The following is a 19526-nucleotide window of genomic DNA, read 5'->3' as shown; positions in this document are numbered from 1 at the left end:
TCCAGGGCCGTTCGGTCTTCACTGGCGGCAAACTGCTCGTCCGGCGATGGGTGCCGCAGCCCTTTCCTAGAAGAAAGGCACGTAGCCCTGACAATGTGCATGCGTGTCTGTGCCGCGACAGCCCGATTTTGAACAAGAAGAAAGAGCGCCCGATTCCGTTAGCTGGCGACGCTATCGGGATGGTGCGGGGTGCACCGGGTATCTGCAATTCCATAATACGGCGTGATGGGTGGGGTCATGATTAACCATGTCAATGGGAGTCGGATCGTGCGCTAGGCAGCTACCTGACCGATCATTCCCTCTTCCAAGGGAAGAATCGATTATGTTGATCATCACAATTCACTAGAAGGCGCCAAATGAACTTTGATTGGATGGAAGCGATGACCTCCGTGCAGGGAATGGCAAACGGCTTCATGGAGCGATTGCCATACTTCGCTATCGCCTTGGTGGTCTTCACCGGATTCGTCTTCATCGGCAAAGGTATTCGTAGCGTAGTGCTAAGCATCAACGTTCGAAACAGGAAGCACTACAACATCGGACTGGTTTTAGGCAGGCTTAGCAATGGACTGATCATATTTATCGGTCTGCTGATCGCGCTTGTCATCGCAATACCGGGATTCACACCCGGTCAGCTCGTGAACTTGCTGGGGCTTTCCAGTGTAGCGATCGGGTTCGCCTTTCGGGACATTTTGCAGAATTTTCTTGCCGGCATTCTCATACTGTTGACCCAGCCGTTTCGAATCGGTGACCAGATTGTTCTTGATGAATTCGAAGGCACTGTAGAAAACATCGAGACCCGCGCAACCTTCATCAGGACTTATGACAGCAGGCGGATTGTCATACCGAATTCGAAACTTTTTACCGATCCTGTCATCGTGAATACCGCCAACGAAAAGCGCCGGCTCCAGTACGACATCGGCATTGGATATAGCGACGATATCGCCCGCGCCAAGGACATCATGCTTGATATGGTGCGTGGCATCCCGGAAGTGTTGCGTGACCCCGCGCCGGACGCGATCGTGGTTGAACTTGCTGGCAGCACAGTCAACATACGGCTACGATGGTGGGTACAGCCGCCTCGTCAATACGATACTCTTCATTCAACGGACGTGGTGCTCGAAAAGGTGAAGAATGCGTTGGTAAAAGATGGCATCGACCTCGCCTTCCCGACCCAACAGATCCTTTTCCACGACCAGACAGAGGAAACCGATGGTGATCGGTCGCGCCAACGGGAGGGGTGGCCTCAAGGAAGCCGCAACGCTCCATCCCAGGCCCGCATAGTCGATGGGATTCGCGCTTCGCGCCCAATGAGGCACCATAGAAACGAGCGTGAAGCTGAAAACCGAATGGACATGAATCGCACAAAACAGGCCCCGACTGAAGATGGCCAGAATCGCAAAGGGAATGCTTGAGCGACAGCACGTGAACCCTTGGGAGAAAACGAAGAATGAGATAAGAGCGCTGGCAAAGCCCGACTCATCATCGATGATCGATAAAGCGATGCTTGGAGAAACGCGCCAATGATTGCCTCAGTCCCGGTCCTTTACCATGCCACATTCGATTGTGAGAGCGTCTTCATCCTCTATCCCTCCGACCAACATTGTGGCCGATCCGGTTCAATTCTGCATGTGGCAAGCATCGGCCATTCCCCTTCAGATCCGTCGGGAGGCATCAGCAGGCAAGTAGCGACGCGAAATCTCTGCCGCAGCACTTTCGCATACAAGGCGGAATCATTGGCACATGCCAAGCCCGCTTCCGGCGCGGCATCGCATTGCCGCGTGCGCGGGATACTGGGTCAAGAGCATTCGGGTTACGCCATTGGTCCAGCCAAAACCGTCCTGCAACGGATATTCACCGCCACCGCCACCGCCAACCTCATGCGTTACTTCACTTATTGCGTATTTTTCCACAAGCTTACTTTGTTGTTGATACAGCGCACCTACGGTAGTTAGCCACCGGCAGGCAATATCATCCGCCAGCGTGCTATTGCCGTAACTCGACAATCCGCGAATGGCGATCCATTGCAATGGCGCCCAGCCATTTGGACGATCCCATTGCTGATCGCTAAATACCTCCGTCGTCGACACGCCACCATATCGCAACAGTCTACTGGAAAGCGTTTGACCGAGGCGGTCCGCCTGATGTCGGTTTGCAAGCCGTACGAAGAGCGGTGTCATGCACGCCGCAGTCAGATTCGTGCGCATGCGGTCAAGCGTCCAATCGTAATCAAAGAATGCACTCTCTTTTTCGTTCCACATGAACCGGTTGATTGCCGCCTTTCGGTCCAAGGCTTTTTTGAGGAAGTTGTCGCGGCTTGAGTAATCACCGGTCATGCCGCAAAGTTCTGCTATTTTCGTCTCCAGGTGGTAGAGAAAACAGTTCAGATCGATCGGAAGGATTGCAGTGGTGCGTATCGTGCTCAGGCCTCCTTCGGCGTCCAGCCAGCGCGAACTGAAATCCCAGCCGGAGGCAGCGGCAGCACGCAGATCTCTGTACACATCGTGCACTGGCCGGCATCCGTCGCGGGCCGTCATTATGTCTTCGACAAATGCTTCATCACGTGGACTGTCCCGGTCGTCCCAATAGCGATTTAACAATTCACCGCTCTTCATGCGGACCACATGGCGGTGCGCTTCACCCGGACGAAGTGCATCTCCTTGATCCATCCAGTAACCGTGCTCCCTGCGTAGCTGTGGCAGAAAATGCAATGCCGGACTAACGCCAACGCTTTCGAACAAGTCAACCATCAAAGCGAAAACCGGCGGTTGTGATCGGCTCAAATAGTAAGTTCGATTGCCGTTGGGGACGTGGCCGTATGCATCAATCAAATAGGCGAAATTGCGCGCCATGTCGCGCAATAAGGACTTGCGTCCGCTAGCGGCAAGTCCCAGCATCGTAAAGTAAGAGTCCCAATAGTAGAGTTCTGTGAACCGTCCACCGGGAACCACATAGGCATTGGGCAGCGGCAAAAGCGACGAGTGTGCCGGATGCTTGCGGGGCTTGCGCGTCAGTACCGGCCATAGCTGGTCGATGTGTGCCCGCAATGATCGATCGGGATCAGATACATAGTCGGACGGCGAAATTTCGGGAATATAGAAATGCGTGTGTACGAACGTCGCGAGGTCAAAGCCCGACACTGCCTGGTCCGACCGGTAAATGTCGAGAATACGGACCGGGCTTTGATTCCGCGGCACGCAATCGGCGAAGCTCTTGCTGTCTGCAAAAATTCTCTGCGTTTGCACCGCAACGAAAAGTTCTTCGTAGCGTTCAGACGGCGTCAATGTGTCGGCAGGTGCGACACGAGCGGTTCTCTTGAATGACGCCTTGAACAGATCATCACTTCCGTTAACATCCGCCACAGGTCGTTGGTTCGAGATCGTTGTCGCGCTTGAAGGTCTCATTCAGGTCCGTTGCAAGGGCTTCGTTATTGTTCAGAATAGTTCCACATCAAGCCGCCATCGACATACATCGTGGTGCCGGTGACGTAATCAGCATCTGACGATGCAAGAAAGGCAGCAACACCCGCAACATCCTCCGGCTTGCCGATTCGCCGAAGCGGAATGTTCGAAATCAAGGCTGCCGTTTGCTGCGCGTTCTCCAACAATGCCCGGTTCATCGAGGTCCGGATCGCTCCAGGGGCGATATTGTTGACGGTTACACCGAGCGGTGCCAATTCAATGGCAAGATTTCGCATCATCATTTTCATGCCGCCTTTACTCATGCAGTAGCTGGTGAAGCCTGGAAACGGCAGCTCTTCGTGAACAGAACTGATATTAATGATCCTGGCACCGTGTTTCGATTCCCGCAGATACTGAACGAATGCCTGAATGGTAAAGAACACGCCCTTGAGATTGACATCCATAACATTTCGGTAGGCCTCTTCCGAGGTGTCCCAAAACAGCGCTTTTGTTTCGATGCCGGCGTTGTTGACCAAAACATCGATTCGCCCCATCTCGCGCACACCCTCTGCAATGGCGCGATAGTCGTCCTCTACAAAACTGATATCGCCCCTGACGATACAACAACGGCGTCCGATTGCCTTGACTTCATCCAGCGTGCCCTGTGCAAGTTCGTCGTCCGGCAAAGCATGAACGATGATATCTGCGCCTTCATTGGCGAAACGTAACGCAATCGCTTTGCCGATTCCCTGCGCGCTGCCGGTCACCAAAGCTACCTTCCCAGCAAGTTTCATCGATATCCTTTGTGGTGGGATGAACCAGGTTGGTGGTTCTATTTTCAAGCATCACGGGCTGGCTCCAGCTTTTGGATTTTTCATCTACCCATATCGACCGACAGCATGCGATGCAAATCATAATGACTGCTTAGCCATTTTCATGCCAACCATGTACGTAAACCAAATAATCTTGCTGCCAAGCGACGTACCCTAGCCCGGCAATTTGCTGATAAGCCCGCCTTCTTGCATGCATTAGTCGTTTGAATGGAATGATGAAGCCGCCCATCCACTAAACACTGAAATGCTATGTGCTATTCACATCGCCTTTCAACTGTCATTCGAATTCTGGTTTGGACCTACTGAATGGCTTTAACATTCCGCTTTGATACGACAGGCCCGTTATAAAACAAGGCGCTTGACCAGGACTGTCGAAAGCGTCGATCCAAATGCGACCGTTACGACGAGAAAGAATGAGTTCATCTTCGACAGCGTCCGGTTTTCACTAATCCGCAAAAGAAGGATTGCCCCCATAGGCGTGCGTTCCAATCAATATCACACGGACCTAATTGCCCCAGTCTTCAAAAAACGTTGCGATGCCCCTTCCATATTGTGGTGTTCAATAGAGCATGCTCGTCGACCTTCCACATAGCAGAAGTTTTGCTGCCGGAGTCTGAAATCGTGTCCGCCAGCACAAGACATGCCGGGCGCTGCATGGCACCGGCCTTGCTACGGATATCACCCCTGTTCACACATCGCTATGGAGGATATATGTCACCTTTATTAGCAACTGGCTTTCTACTTCTCTCAATCGCATCAAGCACTGCAACAGCGGGCACGCCGGAAAAAGCTGCACCGTCGGCAGGCACCGTCAAGGCGACGGCCTCTGGAAAACATGCAACGGATGGCCACACACTGAGCGATCCTGGCGTGGCAATGGAATGCCTTCCATCGGCCGTGAACTGCCCTGTCATTGACCCCAGCGGCAGGTCGGTCGTTACGACCGACTCACTGCCGATCGGCAGCACCGGAGAATTCGATGGCACGATCAGCGAGTCCAAGTATCCGACAAGCGTCGGCTACGGAAGCATGGGGAGCGGCCTTACAGGCTCACCTACCGGTCCGGCCCCCGGACCGGTCAACGGCATGGGACGGTAGAACATTCCCTGTGCTGACTCGCCCCAGTGCGGCCCTCGTCCTTGCAATCGGAAGAGGGCCGCTGATAGACACGGATGTCATTTCCTTCTTTTCATTCGATATTGACTTGGGAAATGATGTGTCCAAGTGACCAATAGTTGGCAAGAGGCCCATCATGCGCTCTATTTTCTTATCAATCATCTTGCTAAGCCCAGCATCAGCATTGGCGTATGACCTAGTCGCAACGGACGGCTGCACGCCCCGATCAGGGGCGCATTGCGCCCGGGCCAATTTGAAAGGCGTTGACTGGCGAAATACGACGCTCCGCTATGGAGATTTTGAAAATGCCGTACTGATCGATGCCAATCTTACTCGTGCGAACATGGAAGGCGCCGACCTTCTCGCGGCAAACCTGACAGGTGCGAATCTTGTCAGGGCGGACCTGAGCGCCGCCGACCTTCGTGGCGCAACTCTGGAGAGAACGCGTCTATCGCAGGCCGAGCTAAGCGCCGCACGAATGGCAGGCGCGTCGCTGGATTGCGCCGTATTGCGTGACGCCCGTCTCGTCCATACCGACCTGGAGGGGGCATCCTTAAGAAATGTAGATATGACCGGTGCGTTCCTGCACGGAGCATGGCTGGTCGGGGCGCGACTACAGGGAGCCGATCTCCGTTCTGCAGATTTGAGTGGTGCCAACTTTACCGGAGCCAACCTGGCAGGCGCCGATTTAAGAGGTGCCAACATGACGGGCGCCGACCTGACCGGCGCGATACTGACCGACGCAAAAATCGACCTTGCAACGATAACTTCAGTAGAACGTTAAGGTCCGTATCAGGCCTTCGCCGCTCCAGAACCAAACCCGTACCGAAAAACCGCATAAACGGTTCCCGCGCATCGCCGTGCCCGGTTGCATCGTTAGCGGAAACCGTGCAAATTGCTCCGGCTTGAATACACGCCACAGGGCGATTCACACCGCAAACTGTTCCGTCAGGAAATAGATTGAGACGAACTTAAGTTACACGATTTTGAAAAAGCTACCGACGCTTGCGAAAGACTGGACATTGAGTAGAAGTCATCCCGGCAGCGCGATCGCTGTTGCGCCACTGATCTTGATGCCATGCTTTGAATGTGATGACCAAGTTGGTCTGGCGAATCTGCCTTACGGGTCGACAAATATCGCAGCATCACCTTAATTCGGCTTTAATTCAGACCATTTATATTTTGATTAACCAATCTCGGTTGACTTTAGGCGTTCATTAGAAAGGAATTTTAGCAGCGCTTTCCGTCCGCCCCGTAATAACGGTTCGATGACGGCTACCTTTGCTCATTCCGGATGCCTGCAGTTGGCGTGGATGATGTCAACGCATGCTTCCTCGTCTGGTGTCGGTCGAACACACGCCGCACATGCGAAGTCAAGCGCCTGTTGAACAAAGCCGCATTCAGCAATATCAATCTCGATCAAGGAGCTATCATGATGTACTTGCCAACCATAGGTTCAATCATCGTCGCGGGTGCGCTGGTTGCCTGCGCACCAACACAAACATCCCGGGGTACGGGCCAGGTATTGGACGATGTCACGGTCACCGCAAAGGTAAAAACAGAAATCGCCCAGACGCAGGGAATCGGCGATGCAGCGCAGATCAACGTCGATACGTACCGCGGCGTGGTGTCGCTGGCCGGCTTCGTCGACAATGAGCGACAGGCGCAGATTGCGATGCAGGCGGCAAGAAGGGTACCCGGCGTAGAAAAAGTACAGAACAATTTGCAGGTAAAGCCGGCAAAGTAGATCACAGCAGGTGGTGACATGACCCGGCGCGATGGCCAGATGCGCTTTGCACAGTCATGTCTCTTTGAAGCGAAAGCGGTTCGATCGGGCATTCAGCATGCCTGCCCAGCCGCTTGATCGAACGGTATTGCCGATCGACGCCAATACATCACAGTCCACGCAAGGAGATTCGCAATGAACCGAAAAATATTCGCCGTCGCCCCACTAATGGTGGCGCTGGCCTCCATGCAACCAGCCTTTGGTCAAGGCGCCGATACAGGCGCGCAGCAACAAAGTGCTTCAAGCGGCGCCGGTGCTGCCAACAGTGCAGCGTCGAGCAACGACCAGGCGATTCAGAAGCTGCAATCGGCGGCGCAGTCCCTGCGCGAGGCAGTCCAGGCGATGGCGAACGCCCCCGCAGGCCCACAAAGGGCAAATATCATGAAACAGGGAAATGACGCATTGCTGGAGGTGCATCGTGCAATGGCCAATCTTCCGCCTGATCTCCTGGTTGCAAATGCTACGGAAAGCGACTATAAAAAGGCCGTCGATAAACTAACCAAAAGTACGCAAGCGCTGCACGACGCCACATTGGCCTTGGCGAAAGAGCCGAACAGCAAGCGCCGCAATGAGTCGATCAAAAGAATCAACGAAGCGTTGATGGAAACGAATCAGGTACTCATCAATACGATGGTCGCATCAAAATAACACGTCCAGCCCACACGGCTTAGGGGATGGGCGGACCGCCGGACCCTCCAGACAATGTTCCGCACTTCTCTGGCGCACTCTTCTGCATTTCTGCACTGTGGTCCAATGCCTTTTGGATCCGAGCGCCATGGAATGCAGCAGACATCCACTCATGCTATCCGGCCATCGCACTGCAAGGAGAGTTTTTGCCAGTTCCCGGTTCAATGAGGGCGAGCAGCGCCGCAGGGGGCGCAATCGCGGCAAGCGACAATGCAGCCGCCCCTCGAACTAACAGGCTGTCCCACGACGGATGGAACTCTGGATTCTTGAGTCGGCCCTCGACAACGAATGGCGCACGGACTGCAAAAATGCTGAAGTCCTTGGGATGTGCGCTGATCACGAGATCAAGTGCTTCGTTACCGAAATGGACATTGCCGTCCATGGTGAACCGCGTGTCCGTTGTGTCAACAACGGCCTTGTCCATACTCAGTACACCGTTACGTGCAGTAGCGCTGACATACGCACATCTGACCTTCACGGTCTGCTCCTGGCCCAGCCAAAGCAATAGTGCCTCACCGCCGTCGAGGCCTGCCAGCTCGACCAGCAAGGCGTCTAGTGTGCCACCGGCCATTAGGATTGACGCCTGTCCGTTGATTGACCCAAGCATCTTAGCGACAGATTCACCCTGCGTTCTAAAATTTGCCCTGCCGCTGATCCTACCGGTGCTGTTATCGGCAATGTCATAGTTTCTTACTATTTCTGCCAACTTGATGTTGTTTAATTCTAGCGCCACTTTTCCGCGCACTGGTCTCTCACCTGGTCGCTCGACCAGGCGTATGTCTGCTTTTACTGTCCCTCCTGCAATGCCAAGCGTGATCGGTGTCAGAAGCAGCCGGCCTTCCTTCAGCGAAAAGTTCAGTGCCAGATTATCCAGCGGGAGCGCGTCCAGATCGATACGCTTGGCATCGTAGTGAACATTCGCATTGAATTGCGACAGCATGTCGAACTCGAAATCTTCATCCGGCAATACGGTGTCGAGTCTCCTGCGTTCCAACGCTTTTTTCCTCTGGGCAGGAGTGGCACTTTCATCGGGTCCGGTCCCCGGCGAAGCGCCTATGATGCCAGCCAGGTCGTCCAAATCGAGAAGATCGGAATGAATGTCAGCATTGACATACGGCTTACTCCCGGTGTTGTCAATCGTCAGACGTCCGCTGAGATCGCTATCGCCTACTGTTCCTTTGAAGTCGGTGAACCGCCACACCCCCTTGCGCCGGGAAAGATCTCCGCGGAGCCGGTATGGCGGAAGCTCGGGCAAGCGGAAGCCGACCAGGGATTCGACCTTGCGAGGATTCGGCCCTGATATTTCCAGCGTGGACTTGAGACCGGCCAGCCTCAATGGCTTGCGCAGCGAGCCTCTGATCTTTCCGTTTGTTTCCAGCATCGTGACATCGATATTGAACGGATAAGATCGATTGCGCATCACCTGCGCAATCGGTCCAGCTGTGCCGGTCAAGGAAAATGGTTCATTGTCGAATCGGCCACTGCCTTTGAGCTTAAGGCCGGATTCAGTCGAGGTAACAGACATCCTTAAGTTGGTGCCGGTCTTGTCGTTGTATCGAACGATACCTGAACTCATCGGCTTTCCGCTTTTCGCATCCAGCTCCAGGTCGATATCCGCGTTAAGCCATCCCGGAAACCGTTCCCCGAGGTCGAGCGGCTTCAGCGCCTTTTCAAGATGAACGTCTTCTACCCTAGCAGAGATGCTGCCAAACACATTCTCTCGCTCGGAAACCCTCAGTGCCGCATTGAATGTCGCCTTCCCACCGCCCGCTTGAAAGCGCAACGGCGCTATCGTAAGTAGGCCGTCCTTCAGTAAGCATTCGAGCCGCACATTCCGCAGCAGCACCTGCTGCGGTGCGAAAAACCGGTCAATCGCAAGACTGATATCTGCATCGATGCTGCGCAGCTTCTGGTGCCACCCGAGTGAGTCGCCCTCTGCGTCCAGCAACTGATCGAAATCGGCATAGGCGAGCGTCTTCGCGACAATGCCAATCTGGATGAAGGGTTCCTGTATCAACTTGCTCGAGCCCGTATCTCCCCTGCCGCCGAGTACCCTTTGCAATGCATCGACATTGCGTACCAGCGCCGACCCGGCAAAACTGGACTTTCCAATTCTGGCTTGCAAGCCGTCGATCTGCATAACCTTCTTTTGTTTCATTACATGGCCGGATATCGCATAGTTTGGGAAACGCGGTATGTCCATATTGATGATCTTTGATAGTCGTTCCGTGCCTGGCCCTGACAGGGACACATCCAAATCGAATCTATTGCCAAATTCGGCGACGGTGCCGGCGAGTGTCATGTCGGTATCGGCAAGCGACATTTCCAATGCGACAGCGCTCATCGCGTCAGGTGTCGTCAATAGTTGGAATGGCTGTCCTGTAAAACTGAACGTTGTAGACGCACCTCGGAATGTCCCGCCGCCTTGCATTCTCAGCAGCCATTGCTGGCTGTCTCGAATGCGAGCGAGTTCCAATGTCAGCGCAGTGTTGTTCGCCGGTGCCCGGTAGTCAAGCCGACCGTCGGCCATCCCGACGCCGTCCGATGAAAAATTAACCTCGAATCTGCCATCTACGATCCCACTGATCTGAGCCCGGCCATTGATCATCTCCAGCAGCGGCGAAACAGCCACATCATCGAGGTCCATCGCAATATTGCCGTGCGGATGAGGACCAGATACATCCAGTCTGAGACGCGCCTGGGCGTGTCCATCTGCGATGTCCAGCCTGAACGGATCGACGACGAGCACCCCGTTGGAGAGCGAAAGGTCTAGCGCCAAGTCATCTAGCGGAACCGAGTCACCGCCTATCTTCTTCCCATGGAAACGCACTCGGGCGTCGAATGTCTTCAGAGTGGACCATTGAAACCAACCTGGCTCCTGCGCCCTCGCATCGCTCGAACGGATGTCAAATGCCCTGACACTGTGCAAGAGCGGCTCTATGTCCAGTTTGGAGAATTCCATATTTGCGTCGATAAGCGGTTTACGAGCGCTTGTATCGACAAGAATTCCGCCACGAAAACTGCTCTTCCCGACATGGCCATTGAAGTCCGGAAGCGATATCGCATCGCCTCGGATCTCCAGCCGGCCCCGCAGCTTGAATGGCAATGGTGCTATCGCCCCCTGCCCCATCGGCAGCACGGATGCAAGATCACCCCCTTCCAATAGCAGCTGCATATTAACTCCGTCCAGTGCCATAGGAGAAGCAATTGACCCGTCGGCATGTGCCTGCAACGCGGCGGCCTGAACAGAGACTTCAACTGGATACGGGCTCGCGCTGTTCAAACCCGCGAGAGAGCCGGCCTTCACATCCAGCTGGTACGGCTGTCCTTCGAACTCGCCCCTTGCTGCCAGGCGAACCGGGTTCCCGGAGGCCGCGAATCCTTCCAGGAAATCGACCGTTGCAGTCACTCTAGTATCTTCGGTATCGTTCTCATAAACAAATCGTCCATCAGCAATCATAATATGCTCAATGAATGGCATCTTCCGGTTATCCGGCAAAGCTGACTTGGCGCTCGTTGTGCCATTGACTTTGCTTGAATGGGTGCCCCAGCTGACCGCACCTTGCAGCGATTTTTCCAGGTAGAGGATCGGCGCGACCAAACGTACTTTGCCCAGTGACATCCGATCTTCAAATACGGTCAGAGGACGCATGGAAACTGACACGAGATCCGCTTTAAACCTGTATTGACGGTTGCTCCATTCAGGATTTGCAACACTGACATGCGAGACGGTGATGGCCGGCAGTGGAGATACGCTGAGACCCACGTCGCCGGCAATCCGCACTTCGCGGCCTAATGCCTTGCTCGCGACGAACTCGATCATCGGCTCCGCAAACAATGTAACGGCAGCTGTTAAAAGAAGGAAGAATGCGAGTAGTGCAATACCGGCCCATCGGGCGATTGTTCGCATAGCCGTACCCCAGTCATGAAAGCGAAACGAGAACTGCGACGCGACCGAGCGCAACACATCCTCGCCGCTTAATGCACTTCGTCGCGATGGATAGCCCTGCTGCTGAAATCACGCATCAACATTTGTCGCAATGCCAGCCCGTCCAGGTGAATGGGCCCGATGCCATGGCCGGGAGCCGATCCGGCCATGGCGATTCCGCTCAATTCCCACTCGACAGCTCTTTCGTCAGCGCCGCAGCCTGATTGCTCTTCATTTTGCCGCTGATGATGTCCTTGGCGGCAACCTCCGACTTGTAAAATGCCCGATTGTCGTTATCGTCGAAATGAATATCCGATATGCCAACCGTTGCATTCGCGAATGCACCTTTTGTATCTGCCCAGACGATGACATCGCCACGGCCTGCATTTGCTTGCGCTTTTGCTGTGTAATTTACGAGGGTCAGGCCGGTTCCGATGCCAACCGAAAAATTATTCTCCTTCATGAACTCGTTCACGGCTTTCTCGTTCATCAGCAACATTGCGATGGACCCGACCTCGGCGCCTGCCTGCAAGCCGACACTAACGCCGCCTATGTTGTAGAACACCGGGCTGCTCCAGGTTCCGTTGTTGTTTGCCAGCATAACGCCCTCGCCGCCGCGAATGCCGATTCCCCATCCGCCTCTCCCGTACGTAGGCACGATAAATACGCCCTTCGCCTGCTGCAGCAGTTTCTTGATCTCCGGATCAGCTTCCATTCGTCGGACCACCTCGGCTGCTTCGGTAACTTGCTGCATCGTATCTGATGCAATGTATGGCCTGGATTCTGCAGTTGACGGCTGGGCCTTCATACTGGTCGCTGACGCGCTCGACGCTCCGGATGTGTCTGGTTTGGCATTTTGCGCAAGGCCCTGCGTACTGACCGTTGCCAATACCATTGCCGCCATCGCCAGGAAAGATTTTTTACCATATGCTTTCGAGATCATGATGCTTCTCCTATTGAGGTTAGTTGCAACGTTTCAAAAGGCGGCGGCGCCATGCCGAGGCACCCCTGACGTTCCTCTAGCAAGAGCCGGTCCACCGCGGCCGACGGCTGGGATACCACTGATGCATCCCTAGCGTCAGTGCGCGAGTACACGGTTGTTACCGTCGATTGAATTGTCTGGACCATGCAGGATGAAGGCCGCTCAGGCCGTCGGGTCACCGTGGCAACGCAGGCTCTGTCTAATTACTTTTCGGTTGCATGAGGAAGCATGAGCGGTTCACTTGCTTCAACGGACGAGGTGAGATATGAAGATCAACAGATTGATGATAACGGCGCTGCTTTCCATCGCGGCAACGCTGCTGACCGCATGGCTTGCTTTGAATCTGTCCGTTGGCGATAAAGAGATCGATACTCGCCTGAGCAGACTGTATGCCACTGATGATGCACAATTCAGAAGGGCGATGAGTCACGTACTCACTCCGCCGATGGTGCCGGGCAATCACGTCGAGGCACTGATCAATGGAGACCACATCTTCGCTGCGATGCTTGACAAGATTCGCGCCGCCAAATCGACCATCACCTTTGAAACCTATATATTCTGGTCAGGCTCGATCGGAAAGACATTTGCCGACGCCCTTGTTGAACGAGCCAAGGCCGGGGTAAAGGTTCACGTCATGCTTGATTGGATAGGCGGTCAGATCGATGACAGCTTTCTCCGGCAAATGCGAGACAATGGAGTTCAGATACGACGATATAACGCGCCGCACCGGACAAATCTGAATGTGCTGAACAACAGAACACATCGCAAAATCCTGGTGGTCGACGGAACAACCGGATTTATCGGCGGCGTCGGGATTGCCGACGTTTGGCGTGGCAATGCGCAAAATCCTGACCATTGGAGGGATACGCATTACCGGGTGACGGGCCCGGTAGTAGCACAGCTGCAATCGGCATTCATCGACAACTGGCTCCACACGACCGGGGATGTACTGCACGGTGCGGAGTATTTTCCTCAACTGGCTTCCACGGGGACTCATCTGGCGCATGTCTTTACCAGTTCACCTGGCGGCGGCTCCGAAAGCATGCAACTGATGTATCTGATGGCGCTCACGGCGGCTGCCGATTCAATTCGGATATCGGCGTCCTATTTCATTCCTGATGACGTGGCGGTGAAAACGCTTGTTGCCGCGCTCGATCGCGGCGTAAAGGTTCAGATCATTCTGCCAGGCCCATACATCGACTTCGAGGTCGTTCGCTGGGCGTCGCGCGCAACATGGGGGAAGCTGCTCGCTGCCGGAGCCGAGATTTATGAATACCAGCCGACAATGTATCATGTCAAAACACTGATTGTCGACGCGCTGTGGGTCTCGGTGGGGTCCACCAATTTTGATAATCGATCGTTTAGCATCAACGATGAAGCCAATCTTAACGTCTACGATCCACAATTTGCCCAAAGCCAGATTGCGGATTTCGATCGCGACCGTACAAAGTCGCGCCTTGTCACATTTGAAGAATGGGCGAGTCGCAAATGGCATCAGAAACTACTGGACGCCGCGGCGTCACTATTGAGCTCGCAGCTTTGACAATGGCGTATGCCCGTCATGTCGCGTTGCCGAGTGATTTATTTTAGTTTGCGAGCACGCTCGCGAACGTCCTGCGTGTGCAACAGTACCGGTTACTCCACATCGAATCCGACAGTGGCTATACAAATGTCTTCGCATAGATAGACGAAATGACTGGTTTCTAAGCGGCCATCCACGGACCTTTACATGGTAAATGGCAAGGGCTGCATGCCGAGCATTTCGTCTTTTATATCCATGACCTCGATAAGCGTTGCAAGACTTTTATTAAGCTTAAAAAGTTGGTCCTGATCCAGCTTGCGAAGCGCCTCAGGCAACAGGCCCCGCGCTGACCTGGGCCCCTTTTTAAGTACATTGCTTCCCTTTTTGGAAAGCACCAGGCGCACGACACGATGATCATTCGGGTCACGCAGCTTATCAATGCACTCCTTCTTCACAAGCGCATCCAGCAGATTGCTAGCGGTGGCCTGATGAATAGCCAGCTTTTCGGCGATCTGGCCGACCCTTAATCCTGGAATCTCCTTTAACTCCTGAAGTACCCACAACTGCGCACCGGTTACGCCACAATGCTTTTCAATCCAGGATGAATGCCGAGCAGCCGCTCGGATAATGACACGGAGATTTTTAAGTGCTTCCACGCTGGCTTCAATATTTGCCTCGTGATCCGCATGAATTTCTGCTGAATTATTTCGAGTTACCGGCATGTCATTTCTCTTGCAAATAGCGCCTCGGAATCATCTCTAAGAGGTAGATCAACAGTACGTTACTACAGCGGCGTCACTCCTTCTTGACAATCGTCGTTAAACAGAGTGCCGTCGCGCTACGAGCCGCCACTTCGATTCCCATATATGGCCTTTCCGCCTTGCCGTCTATATCCGGTTACGCACAGTCATGTTCAATTGGAGTCCCTGCGAGTTGCTCTATATCGACAATCTCCACATACCGAGTCTTGCAGTCTTAAAGGAAGCTCCCCATGCTTTCAGTGATATGTTGCGATTTAGAAATGCATTGTCCCAAATGTATTTACTACAAATTGTAAGAACATTTTACGTTGCCATATATCGTGAGCGCTGTGGCGGTCGATTCCCCATACGTACCTGAATGCCCTTTCCGTCGTTGACAAGGCGTTTCATCGAAGTATTGCGCTGACAGGACGGCAGGAATGTTCCTTGCAACTGTCCTGATGCCTGAGTTCCGCTACTGTGCTGGAGCGGTTGGGTAGGAGTGAGGCGCGAGAGTGAAGCGAACTGCTTGCGTTCCCCCACCTATTTTTTAGCATCATCGTCACTCGAATTATTGTTTGTTGCCGGTGTACTTACTGTCTTGCTAACGATGCTTCCACCCGACTACCCTCTATATCGTTCGGCGGCGAGTGCCGGCCGAGGACGCTATGAGGTGTTTTTCGCGCCATCTATGCCACCTGGTTTCTGGCTACGTTATCGGCTCGATATCACCAAATTTAGGTGACATTTCACTGCCTCATGCTGACTTGTCCAGACAGTGGTATCGCTTGCCAAGAGATACAAGGTGCACGGCAACGTAACAACACCTTGGAAGGACAGACATGCTGAAAAAAGTCCATCTGCAACAACTCCTCATCTTCGTTCGTTCGAGCCTTTGGTTCGTTCCTTCGCTTCTGATCCTGACCGCCATCGGTCTAGCGCTCTCCCTTGTCGAAATCGATCGATACTTCTATAAGGACCTGCGTGCCTTATGGCCGCGGGTATTCGACACCGAAGCCGAAGGTGCGCGTGGGATGCTATCGGCGATTGCATCATCCATGGCAACCGTCGCAGGTGTGGTTTTCTCCATCACGATCGTTGCTCTAGCGCTGGCGTCATCGCAATACACATCCCGAATTCTCCGCAACTTCATGCGCGACAGGTCCACACAGACCGTGCTCGGAGTTTTTGTCGGCGTGTATATTTATTGTCTGCTTGTGTTGCGTACGGTCAGTGGTGATAGCAATATTTTTGTCCCTTCCCTCGCAGTATTGGGCGCCGTCGTGCTCGCAGTCGTCGGCATCGGCTTTTTTATCTATTTCATCCATCATATTTCCTCGTCCATTCAAGCATCCGAAATCATCAAGACAGTCACCGAAGAGACGCTACAAGCGATGGGAAAGCTGTACTCAGCCGACATGGAAGATGATGCAGATCACATCAAGTTTGCTGACAATTTTTCGGACGCCGCATGGCAAAACATTCCTGCTTCCAGGATCGGCTATATTCAGACGGTCGATTCAGATGGCTTGCGTGCCTTCGCCCGGAAGCATGCGGTCATTATTCGCATGGAGGTCGGAGTAGGAGAATTTATTGCGTCGGGCCGGCCGCTTGTTGCGATTTCCGGCACAACCCGGATGGACGAGATAGCCATCAGAGAGATCAACAACTTCTATGCAGTTGCCTCGTATCGCACGATCGATCAGGATGCCGCATTTGGCATTCGTCAGTTGGTTGACATTGCACTGAAGGCTCTGTCACCAAGCATCAATGACACGACGACCGCGATCACCTGCATCGACCATCTATCGGCTTTGCTATCCTTTTGTTCAACTCGGCGCATTTCACCGGTGTTCAGCGCTACTGAAACAGAGCCTGGCGTCATTGCAAAAACACCGGATTTTGAAGACTTGGTCAATTTATCGTACCGCCAGATTCTTGCAAACGCAGAGGGCAACGTGGAAGTCATGGTTCGGTTGCTTGATTCGCTCACGCATATCGCAAGCCAAGCAAAGTGTGGCAAACAATGGGCAATCCTTGACCAGTGGGTGAGCGAAATAGAGGAAGCAGCTGCACGCAGCGTGAAGCAAGCTTCGGCGTTGGGACGACTTCGTGAAAACGTCATCAGTGCCCGCTTAGCGATGAGAATACCACCTGCATCCATTACTGGCACCAAGCACGCTGACCTCGGAAGGATATAGCGGTATCCGACTCGGATAGAGAGATATTTCATCCCTGCTTAAACAACCAGTTGGCCTGAACGTTATGCGCCGTCAGCAAGTCCTGACAGTCATCGCTGCTGAAATGGCTGCCCTGGCCCGAATGCACCGTTACGGTCCGTTTTGGCCGGCAACGCCAGACAGCCATCAACCATGCATTCACTGCCCGTTCCTGGTCGACGCAGGGGTGCATTGACTGCAACTTTCGGTCGGGCGGAAAAATCGATTACCGCCGCAGGAGCAGTCCACCGTCATGCGTGCGAATACAGATGATATCGGTGCCCGATACCTGATTCGGCTCTGCCACATCGCGCTGTTGCTGCAGGCAGTTCGGCGCCGCCACGGCAGCGTGCCCGCCACGATGTCCACGTCTTCTAAGGCAAGCCGAACCAGCGCTTTGGTCCACTCTTCCTCCTGGTCGCCCGCCTGATTAAGGCAATGCTGAATAGCGAAGCCGCACTTCCTGGTCTTTTGCTACCACCCGCGCGCCTATCCAGCGTGGTGCAATAGTGCTGGTGCCGCTGTCGCTGCTGCCGCGCCTTCGGCGAACTGCGCGTTTCACGCTGAGCACGCTTGCGGGTCGTTCCGTACCACAGGCGCTGACGCTCTTGCGCAGCGTCGCAGTCGATGATATCCATGGCCGATAAAGATAGTCGTCGGCCGAATTGACCGCAGGGGAGCGATCCTTTTTGCTCCGTCATCCTCCGAACCCTACTGGTTTATCATGGCGTTTCTGGCATCCTTTTTGCTGCAACGCCCTGCATCGACGGGCACGTTATCCCCCTGCTCTCGGGTGCGGATTGAGCCTCTTCAAGACCGTTGCCAAGGCATGCAAGCAATCAGACCAGACCAGTCAGCTTCTTTGATCCGATGCACCAGCCCTGGCAACGCGGACCCTATTTCCACCTGTCGTTTTTTGGCAGAAACTATCGGCAAGTATCACTCTTTTGAAACGCCGGTATACACTTAAGCAATGTCGAAACGTCCAACCAGCCATCGTTCCCCGGTCGAGAAATTGGCCCGTGCCACTCTCAATGATGTCGCGCAGCAGGCAGGTGTGGATGTCTCTACGGCATCCAGGGTGCTGCGGGGCGCGGATAACCAGCGCGTGAGCGACGATACGCGTCAACGCATCCTCGAGACGGCCCGGCGCCTGAACTATCAGCCTAACATGACCGCACGCAGCCTCCGCGCAGCGAAAACATTCTCGCTTGGGATCGCCGTACCGCAGCTGGACAATCCGGTTTTCTCACAGATGATCATCGGTGCCGAACGCGGAGCCCGTGAGCGCGGGTATTCATTGCTGATTGCACATATCGAGGAAGGCTCGTCGGACGATGCCGCGTATGAACGGCTGGCAAGCGCCAACCGGGTGGATGGCCTGCTGATCACGACCCTTGACGACAACAGCATCGTTCTGCGCGCCGCCCGAAAGGCGCATGTGCCGGTCATCCTATTGAATCGTACAGTGGAAGGAATCGAAAACTCGATTTATTTCGAGAGCGCGGAAGCGGCAAAAATTGCTATGCGACACCTGATCGGACTCGGTCATACAAGGATTGCACACCTGTCGGGCCAGCTCAATCCATCCACCGGTATCGGACGGTTCGCGGGTTACCGGGATGCGTTGGCCGAGGCTGGCATTGCCTACGACCCCGACCTGGTGGCAGTGTCCGGCTACACGATCAAGGGCGGAGCCGAAGCGATGCGAACCATACTCCAACAAGTGAAAGAGCCCCCTACCGCTGTTTTTCCTATTACGCTCACGACCGCGGCCGGTGCAATCATGGCCATTCAGCAGTATGGCATCAAGATACCTGACGAGATGTCCGTGGTCACCGTCCATGATGGGCCCCTGGCTGAAGCGGTCTACCCGCCCCTGACGACGGTCGATATGCCGGTTGAACGAATGGGCTACGACGGCGCCGTCGGTCTCATCGATATTATCGAGGGACGCAAGACAACCATTCGCTCCATGCTGCAGCCGTTATCTCTGCTCGTACGCGGGTCAACGGCCGCAGCGCGACCAAGCCGAGAGCCGCAGTCTTAGCGCTGCGCGAAACTGGCCCCCATCCTGTCAGCACGCCTTAGACAATCAACGACCCGGGTTACGTCGGCTGGCGGATGCAGATGACCGATATACGGTGCGGCGCACGTTTTTTGTGCAATTGCGACGAGCTCCGCCTCACTGATGTTTGCCGCTTCCATGTCGGCAAAACAGATCGGCAAACCGATCTTGCGGCAAAAATCGGCGTGTTCCCGCGTCTCGGCATCGGGTCGGTCTTCGGCGATGAGCTGCTCGATCGTCCCAAACC

General features: G+C 54.4%; 14 protein-coding genes. 8 read left to right on the top strand and 6 right to left on the bottom strand.

Annotated elements, in window-relative coordinates:
• Positions 1-356: 356 nt before the first annotated feature.
• On the top strand, positions 357-1412 hold the full coding sequence (locus V7080_RS00070) for a mechanosensitive ion channel family protein (RefSeq protein ID WP_334186351.1): 1056 nt from the start codon (positions 357-359) through the stop codon (positions 1410-1412).
• A 318-nt stretch (positions 1413-1730) separates the two neighbouring features.
• Here V7080_RS00070 and treF read toward each other — a convergent pair whose 3' ends face one another.
• Together treF and V7080_RS00060 are read right to left on the bottom strand one after the other, a co-directional pair.
• Positions 1731-3401 carry an alpha,alpha-trehalase TreF gene (gene treF / locus V7080_RS00065; protein WP_334186350.1) on the bottom strand — a complete coding sequence of 557 codons (1671 nt, stop codon included), beginning with the start codon at positions 3399-3401 and terminating at the stop codon, positions 1731-1733.
• A 23-nt stretch (positions 3402-3424) separates the two neighbouring features.
• Positions 3425-4192, bottom strand: a complete 768-nt coding sequence (locus V7080_RS00060; protein WP_334186349.1) for an SDR family NAD(P)-dependent oxidoreductase — start codon at positions 4190-4192, stop codon at positions 3425-3427.
• A 750-nt stretch (positions 4193-4942) separates the two neighbouring features.
• Here V7080_RS00060 and V7080_RS00055 point away from each other — a divergent pair.
• The 4 genes from V7080_RS00055 (at position 4943) to V7080_RS00040 (ending at position 7781) form a co-directional block, all read left to right on the top strand.
• A complete protein-coding gene (locus V7080_RS00055; protein WP_334186348.1) occupies positions 4943-5329 on the top strand; it encodes a hypothetical protein in 387 nt (128 codons plus the stop codon).
• 154 nt (positions 5330-5483) lie between these two features.
• Positions 5484-6131 carry a pentapeptide repeat-containing protein gene (locus tag V7080_RS00050; protein ID WP_334186347.1) on the top strand — a complete coding sequence of 216 codons (648 nt, stop codon included), beginning with the start codon at positions 5484-5486 and terminating at the stop codon, positions 6129-6131.
• Positions 6132-6779: 648 nt separating this feature from the next.
• Entirely contained in the window at positions 6780-7094 is a 315-nt protein-coding gene (locus V7080_RS00045) for a BON domain-containing protein (protein ID WP_334186346.1), read from the top strand.
• Positions 7095-7268: 174 nt separating this feature from the next.
• Positions 7269-7781, top strand: a complete 513-nt coding sequence (locus V7080_RS00040; RefSeq protein WP_334186345.1) for a hypothetical protein — start codon at positions 7269-7271, stop codon at positions 7779-7781.
• Between the two features lie 154 nt (positions 7782-7935).
• Here V7080_RS00040 and V7080_RS00035 read toward each other — a convergent pair whose 3' ends face one another.
• Complete coding sequence (locus V7080_RS00035) at positions 7936-11730, bottom strand: AsmA family protein (RefSeq protein ID WP_334186344.1); 3795 nt, start codon at positions 11728-11730, stop codon at positions 7936-7938.
• Positions 11731-11929: 199 nt separating this feature from the next.
• Positions 11930-12691: a lipid-binding SYLF domain-containing protein gene (locus V7080_RS00030; protein ID WP_334186343.1), complete on the bottom strand. Its 762-nt coding sequence runs from the start codon at positions 12689-12691 to the stop codon at positions 11930-11932.
• A gap of 304 nt (positions 12692-12995) precedes the next feature.
• Here V7080_RS00030 and V7080_RS00025 point away from each other — a divergent pair, with 304 nt between their 5' ends.
• Complete coding sequence (locus tag V7080_RS00025; protein WP_334186342.1) at positions 12996-14273, top strand: phospholipase D-like domain-containing protein; 1278 nt, start codon at positions 12996-12998, stop codon at positions 14271-14273.
• Between the two features lie 182 nt (positions 14274-14455).
• On the opposite strand, the gene V7080_RS00020 is transcribed toward V7080_RS00025, so the two are convergent.
• Positions 14456-14974, bottom strand: coding sequence for a MarR family winged helix-turn-helix transcriptional regulator (locus V7080_RS00020; RefSeq protein ID WP_334186341.1), 519 nt, complete (start codon positions 14972-14974; stop codon positions 14456-14458).
• 860 nt (positions 14975-15834) lie between these two features.
• On the opposite strand from V7080_RS00020, the gene V7080_RS00015 reads away from it, so the two are divergent.
• Both V7080_RS00015 and V7080_RS00010 read left to right on the top strand, forming a co-directional pair.
• Positions 15835-17193, top strand: coding sequence for a DUF2254 domain-containing protein (locus V7080_RS00015; protein WP_334186340.1), 1359 nt, complete (start codon positions 15835-15837; stop codon positions 17191-17193).
• A 991-nt stretch (positions 17194-18184) separates the two neighbouring features.
• Positions 18185-19261 carry a LacI family DNA-binding transcriptional regulator gene (locus tag V7080_RS00010; RefSeq protein WP_334186339.1) on the top strand — a complete coding sequence of 359 codons (1077 nt, stop codon included), beginning with the start codon at positions 18185-18187 and terminating at the stop codon, positions 19259-19261.
• On the opposite strand, the gene V7080_RS00005 is transcribed toward V7080_RS00010, so the two are convergent.
• A partial coding sequence (locus V7080_RS00005) for a hypothetical protein (protein ID WP_334186338.1) occupies positions 19258-19526 on the bottom strand: 269 nt, incomplete at its 5' end. The two genes, V7080_RS00010 and V7080_RS00005, sit on opposite strands and share 4 nt — an antisense overlap.

The organism is Noviherbaspirillum sp., from assembly GCF_036846085.1.
GTDB lineage: Bacteria > Pseudomonadota > Gammaproteobacteria > Burkholderiales > Burkholderiaceae_D > Noviherbaspirillum.
Note: the sequence above shows the minus strand (reverse complement) of the source record. Positions and strands in the feature narration are given on the sequence as shown.

What these genes read in the sequence shown, in the direction of transcription:
- V7080_RS00070 (WP_334186351.1), top strand. Translation starts at nt 357, where the DNA reads ATGAACTTTGATTGGATGGAAGCGATGACCTCCGTGCAGGGAATGGCA.
- treF (WP_334186350.1), bottom strand. Translation starts at nt 3,401, where the DNA reads ATGAGACCTTCAAGCGCGACAACGATCTCGAACCAACGACCTGTGGCG.
- V7080_RS00060 (WP_334186349.1), bottom strand. Translation starts at nt 4,192, where the DNA reads ATGAAACTTGCTGGGAAGGTAGCTTTGGTGACCGGCAGCGCGCAGGGA.
- V7080_RS00055 (WP_334186348.1), top strand. Translation starts at nt 4,943, where the DNA reads ATGTCACCTTTATTAGCAACTGGCTTTCTACTTCTCTCAATCGCATCA.
- V7080_RS00050 (WP_334186347.1), top strand. Translation starts at nt 5,484, where the DNA reads ATGCGCTCTATTTTCTTATCAATCATCTTGCTAAGCCCAGCATCAGCA.
- V7080_RS00045 (WP_334186346.1), top strand. Translation starts at nt 6,780, where the DNA reads ATGATGTACTTGCCAACCATAGGTTCAATCATCGTCGCGGGTGCGCTG.
- V7080_RS00040 (WP_334186345.1), top strand. Translation starts at nt 7,269, where the DNA reads ATGAACCGAAAAATATTCGCCGTCGCCCCACTAATGGTGGCGCTGGCC.
- V7080_RS00035 (WP_334186344.1), bottom strand. Translation starts at nt 11,730, where the DNA reads ATGCGAACAATCGCCCGATGGGCCGGTATTGCACTACTCGCATTCTTC.
- V7080_RS00030 (WP_334186343.1), bottom strand. Translation starts at nt 12,691, where the DNA reads ATGATCTCGAAAGCATATGGTAAAAAATCTTTCCTGGCGATGGCGGCA.
- V7080_RS00025 (WP_334186342.1), top strand. Translation starts at nt 12,996, where the DNA reads ATGAAGATCAACAGATTGATGATAACGGCGCTGCTTTCCATCGCGGCA.
- V7080_RS00020 (WP_334186341.1), bottom strand. Translation starts at nt 14,974, where the DNA reads ATGCCGGTAACTCGAAATAATTCAGCAGAAATTCATGCGGATCACGAG.
- V7080_RS00015 (WP_334186340.1), top strand. Translation starts at nt 15,835, where the DNA reads ATGCTGAAAAAAGTCCATCTGCAACAACTCCTCATCTTCGTTCGTTCG.
- V7080_RS00010 (WP_334186339.1), top strand. Translation starts at nt 18,185, where the DNA reads ATGTCGAAACGTCCAACCAGCCATCGTTCCCCGGTCGAGAAATTGGCC.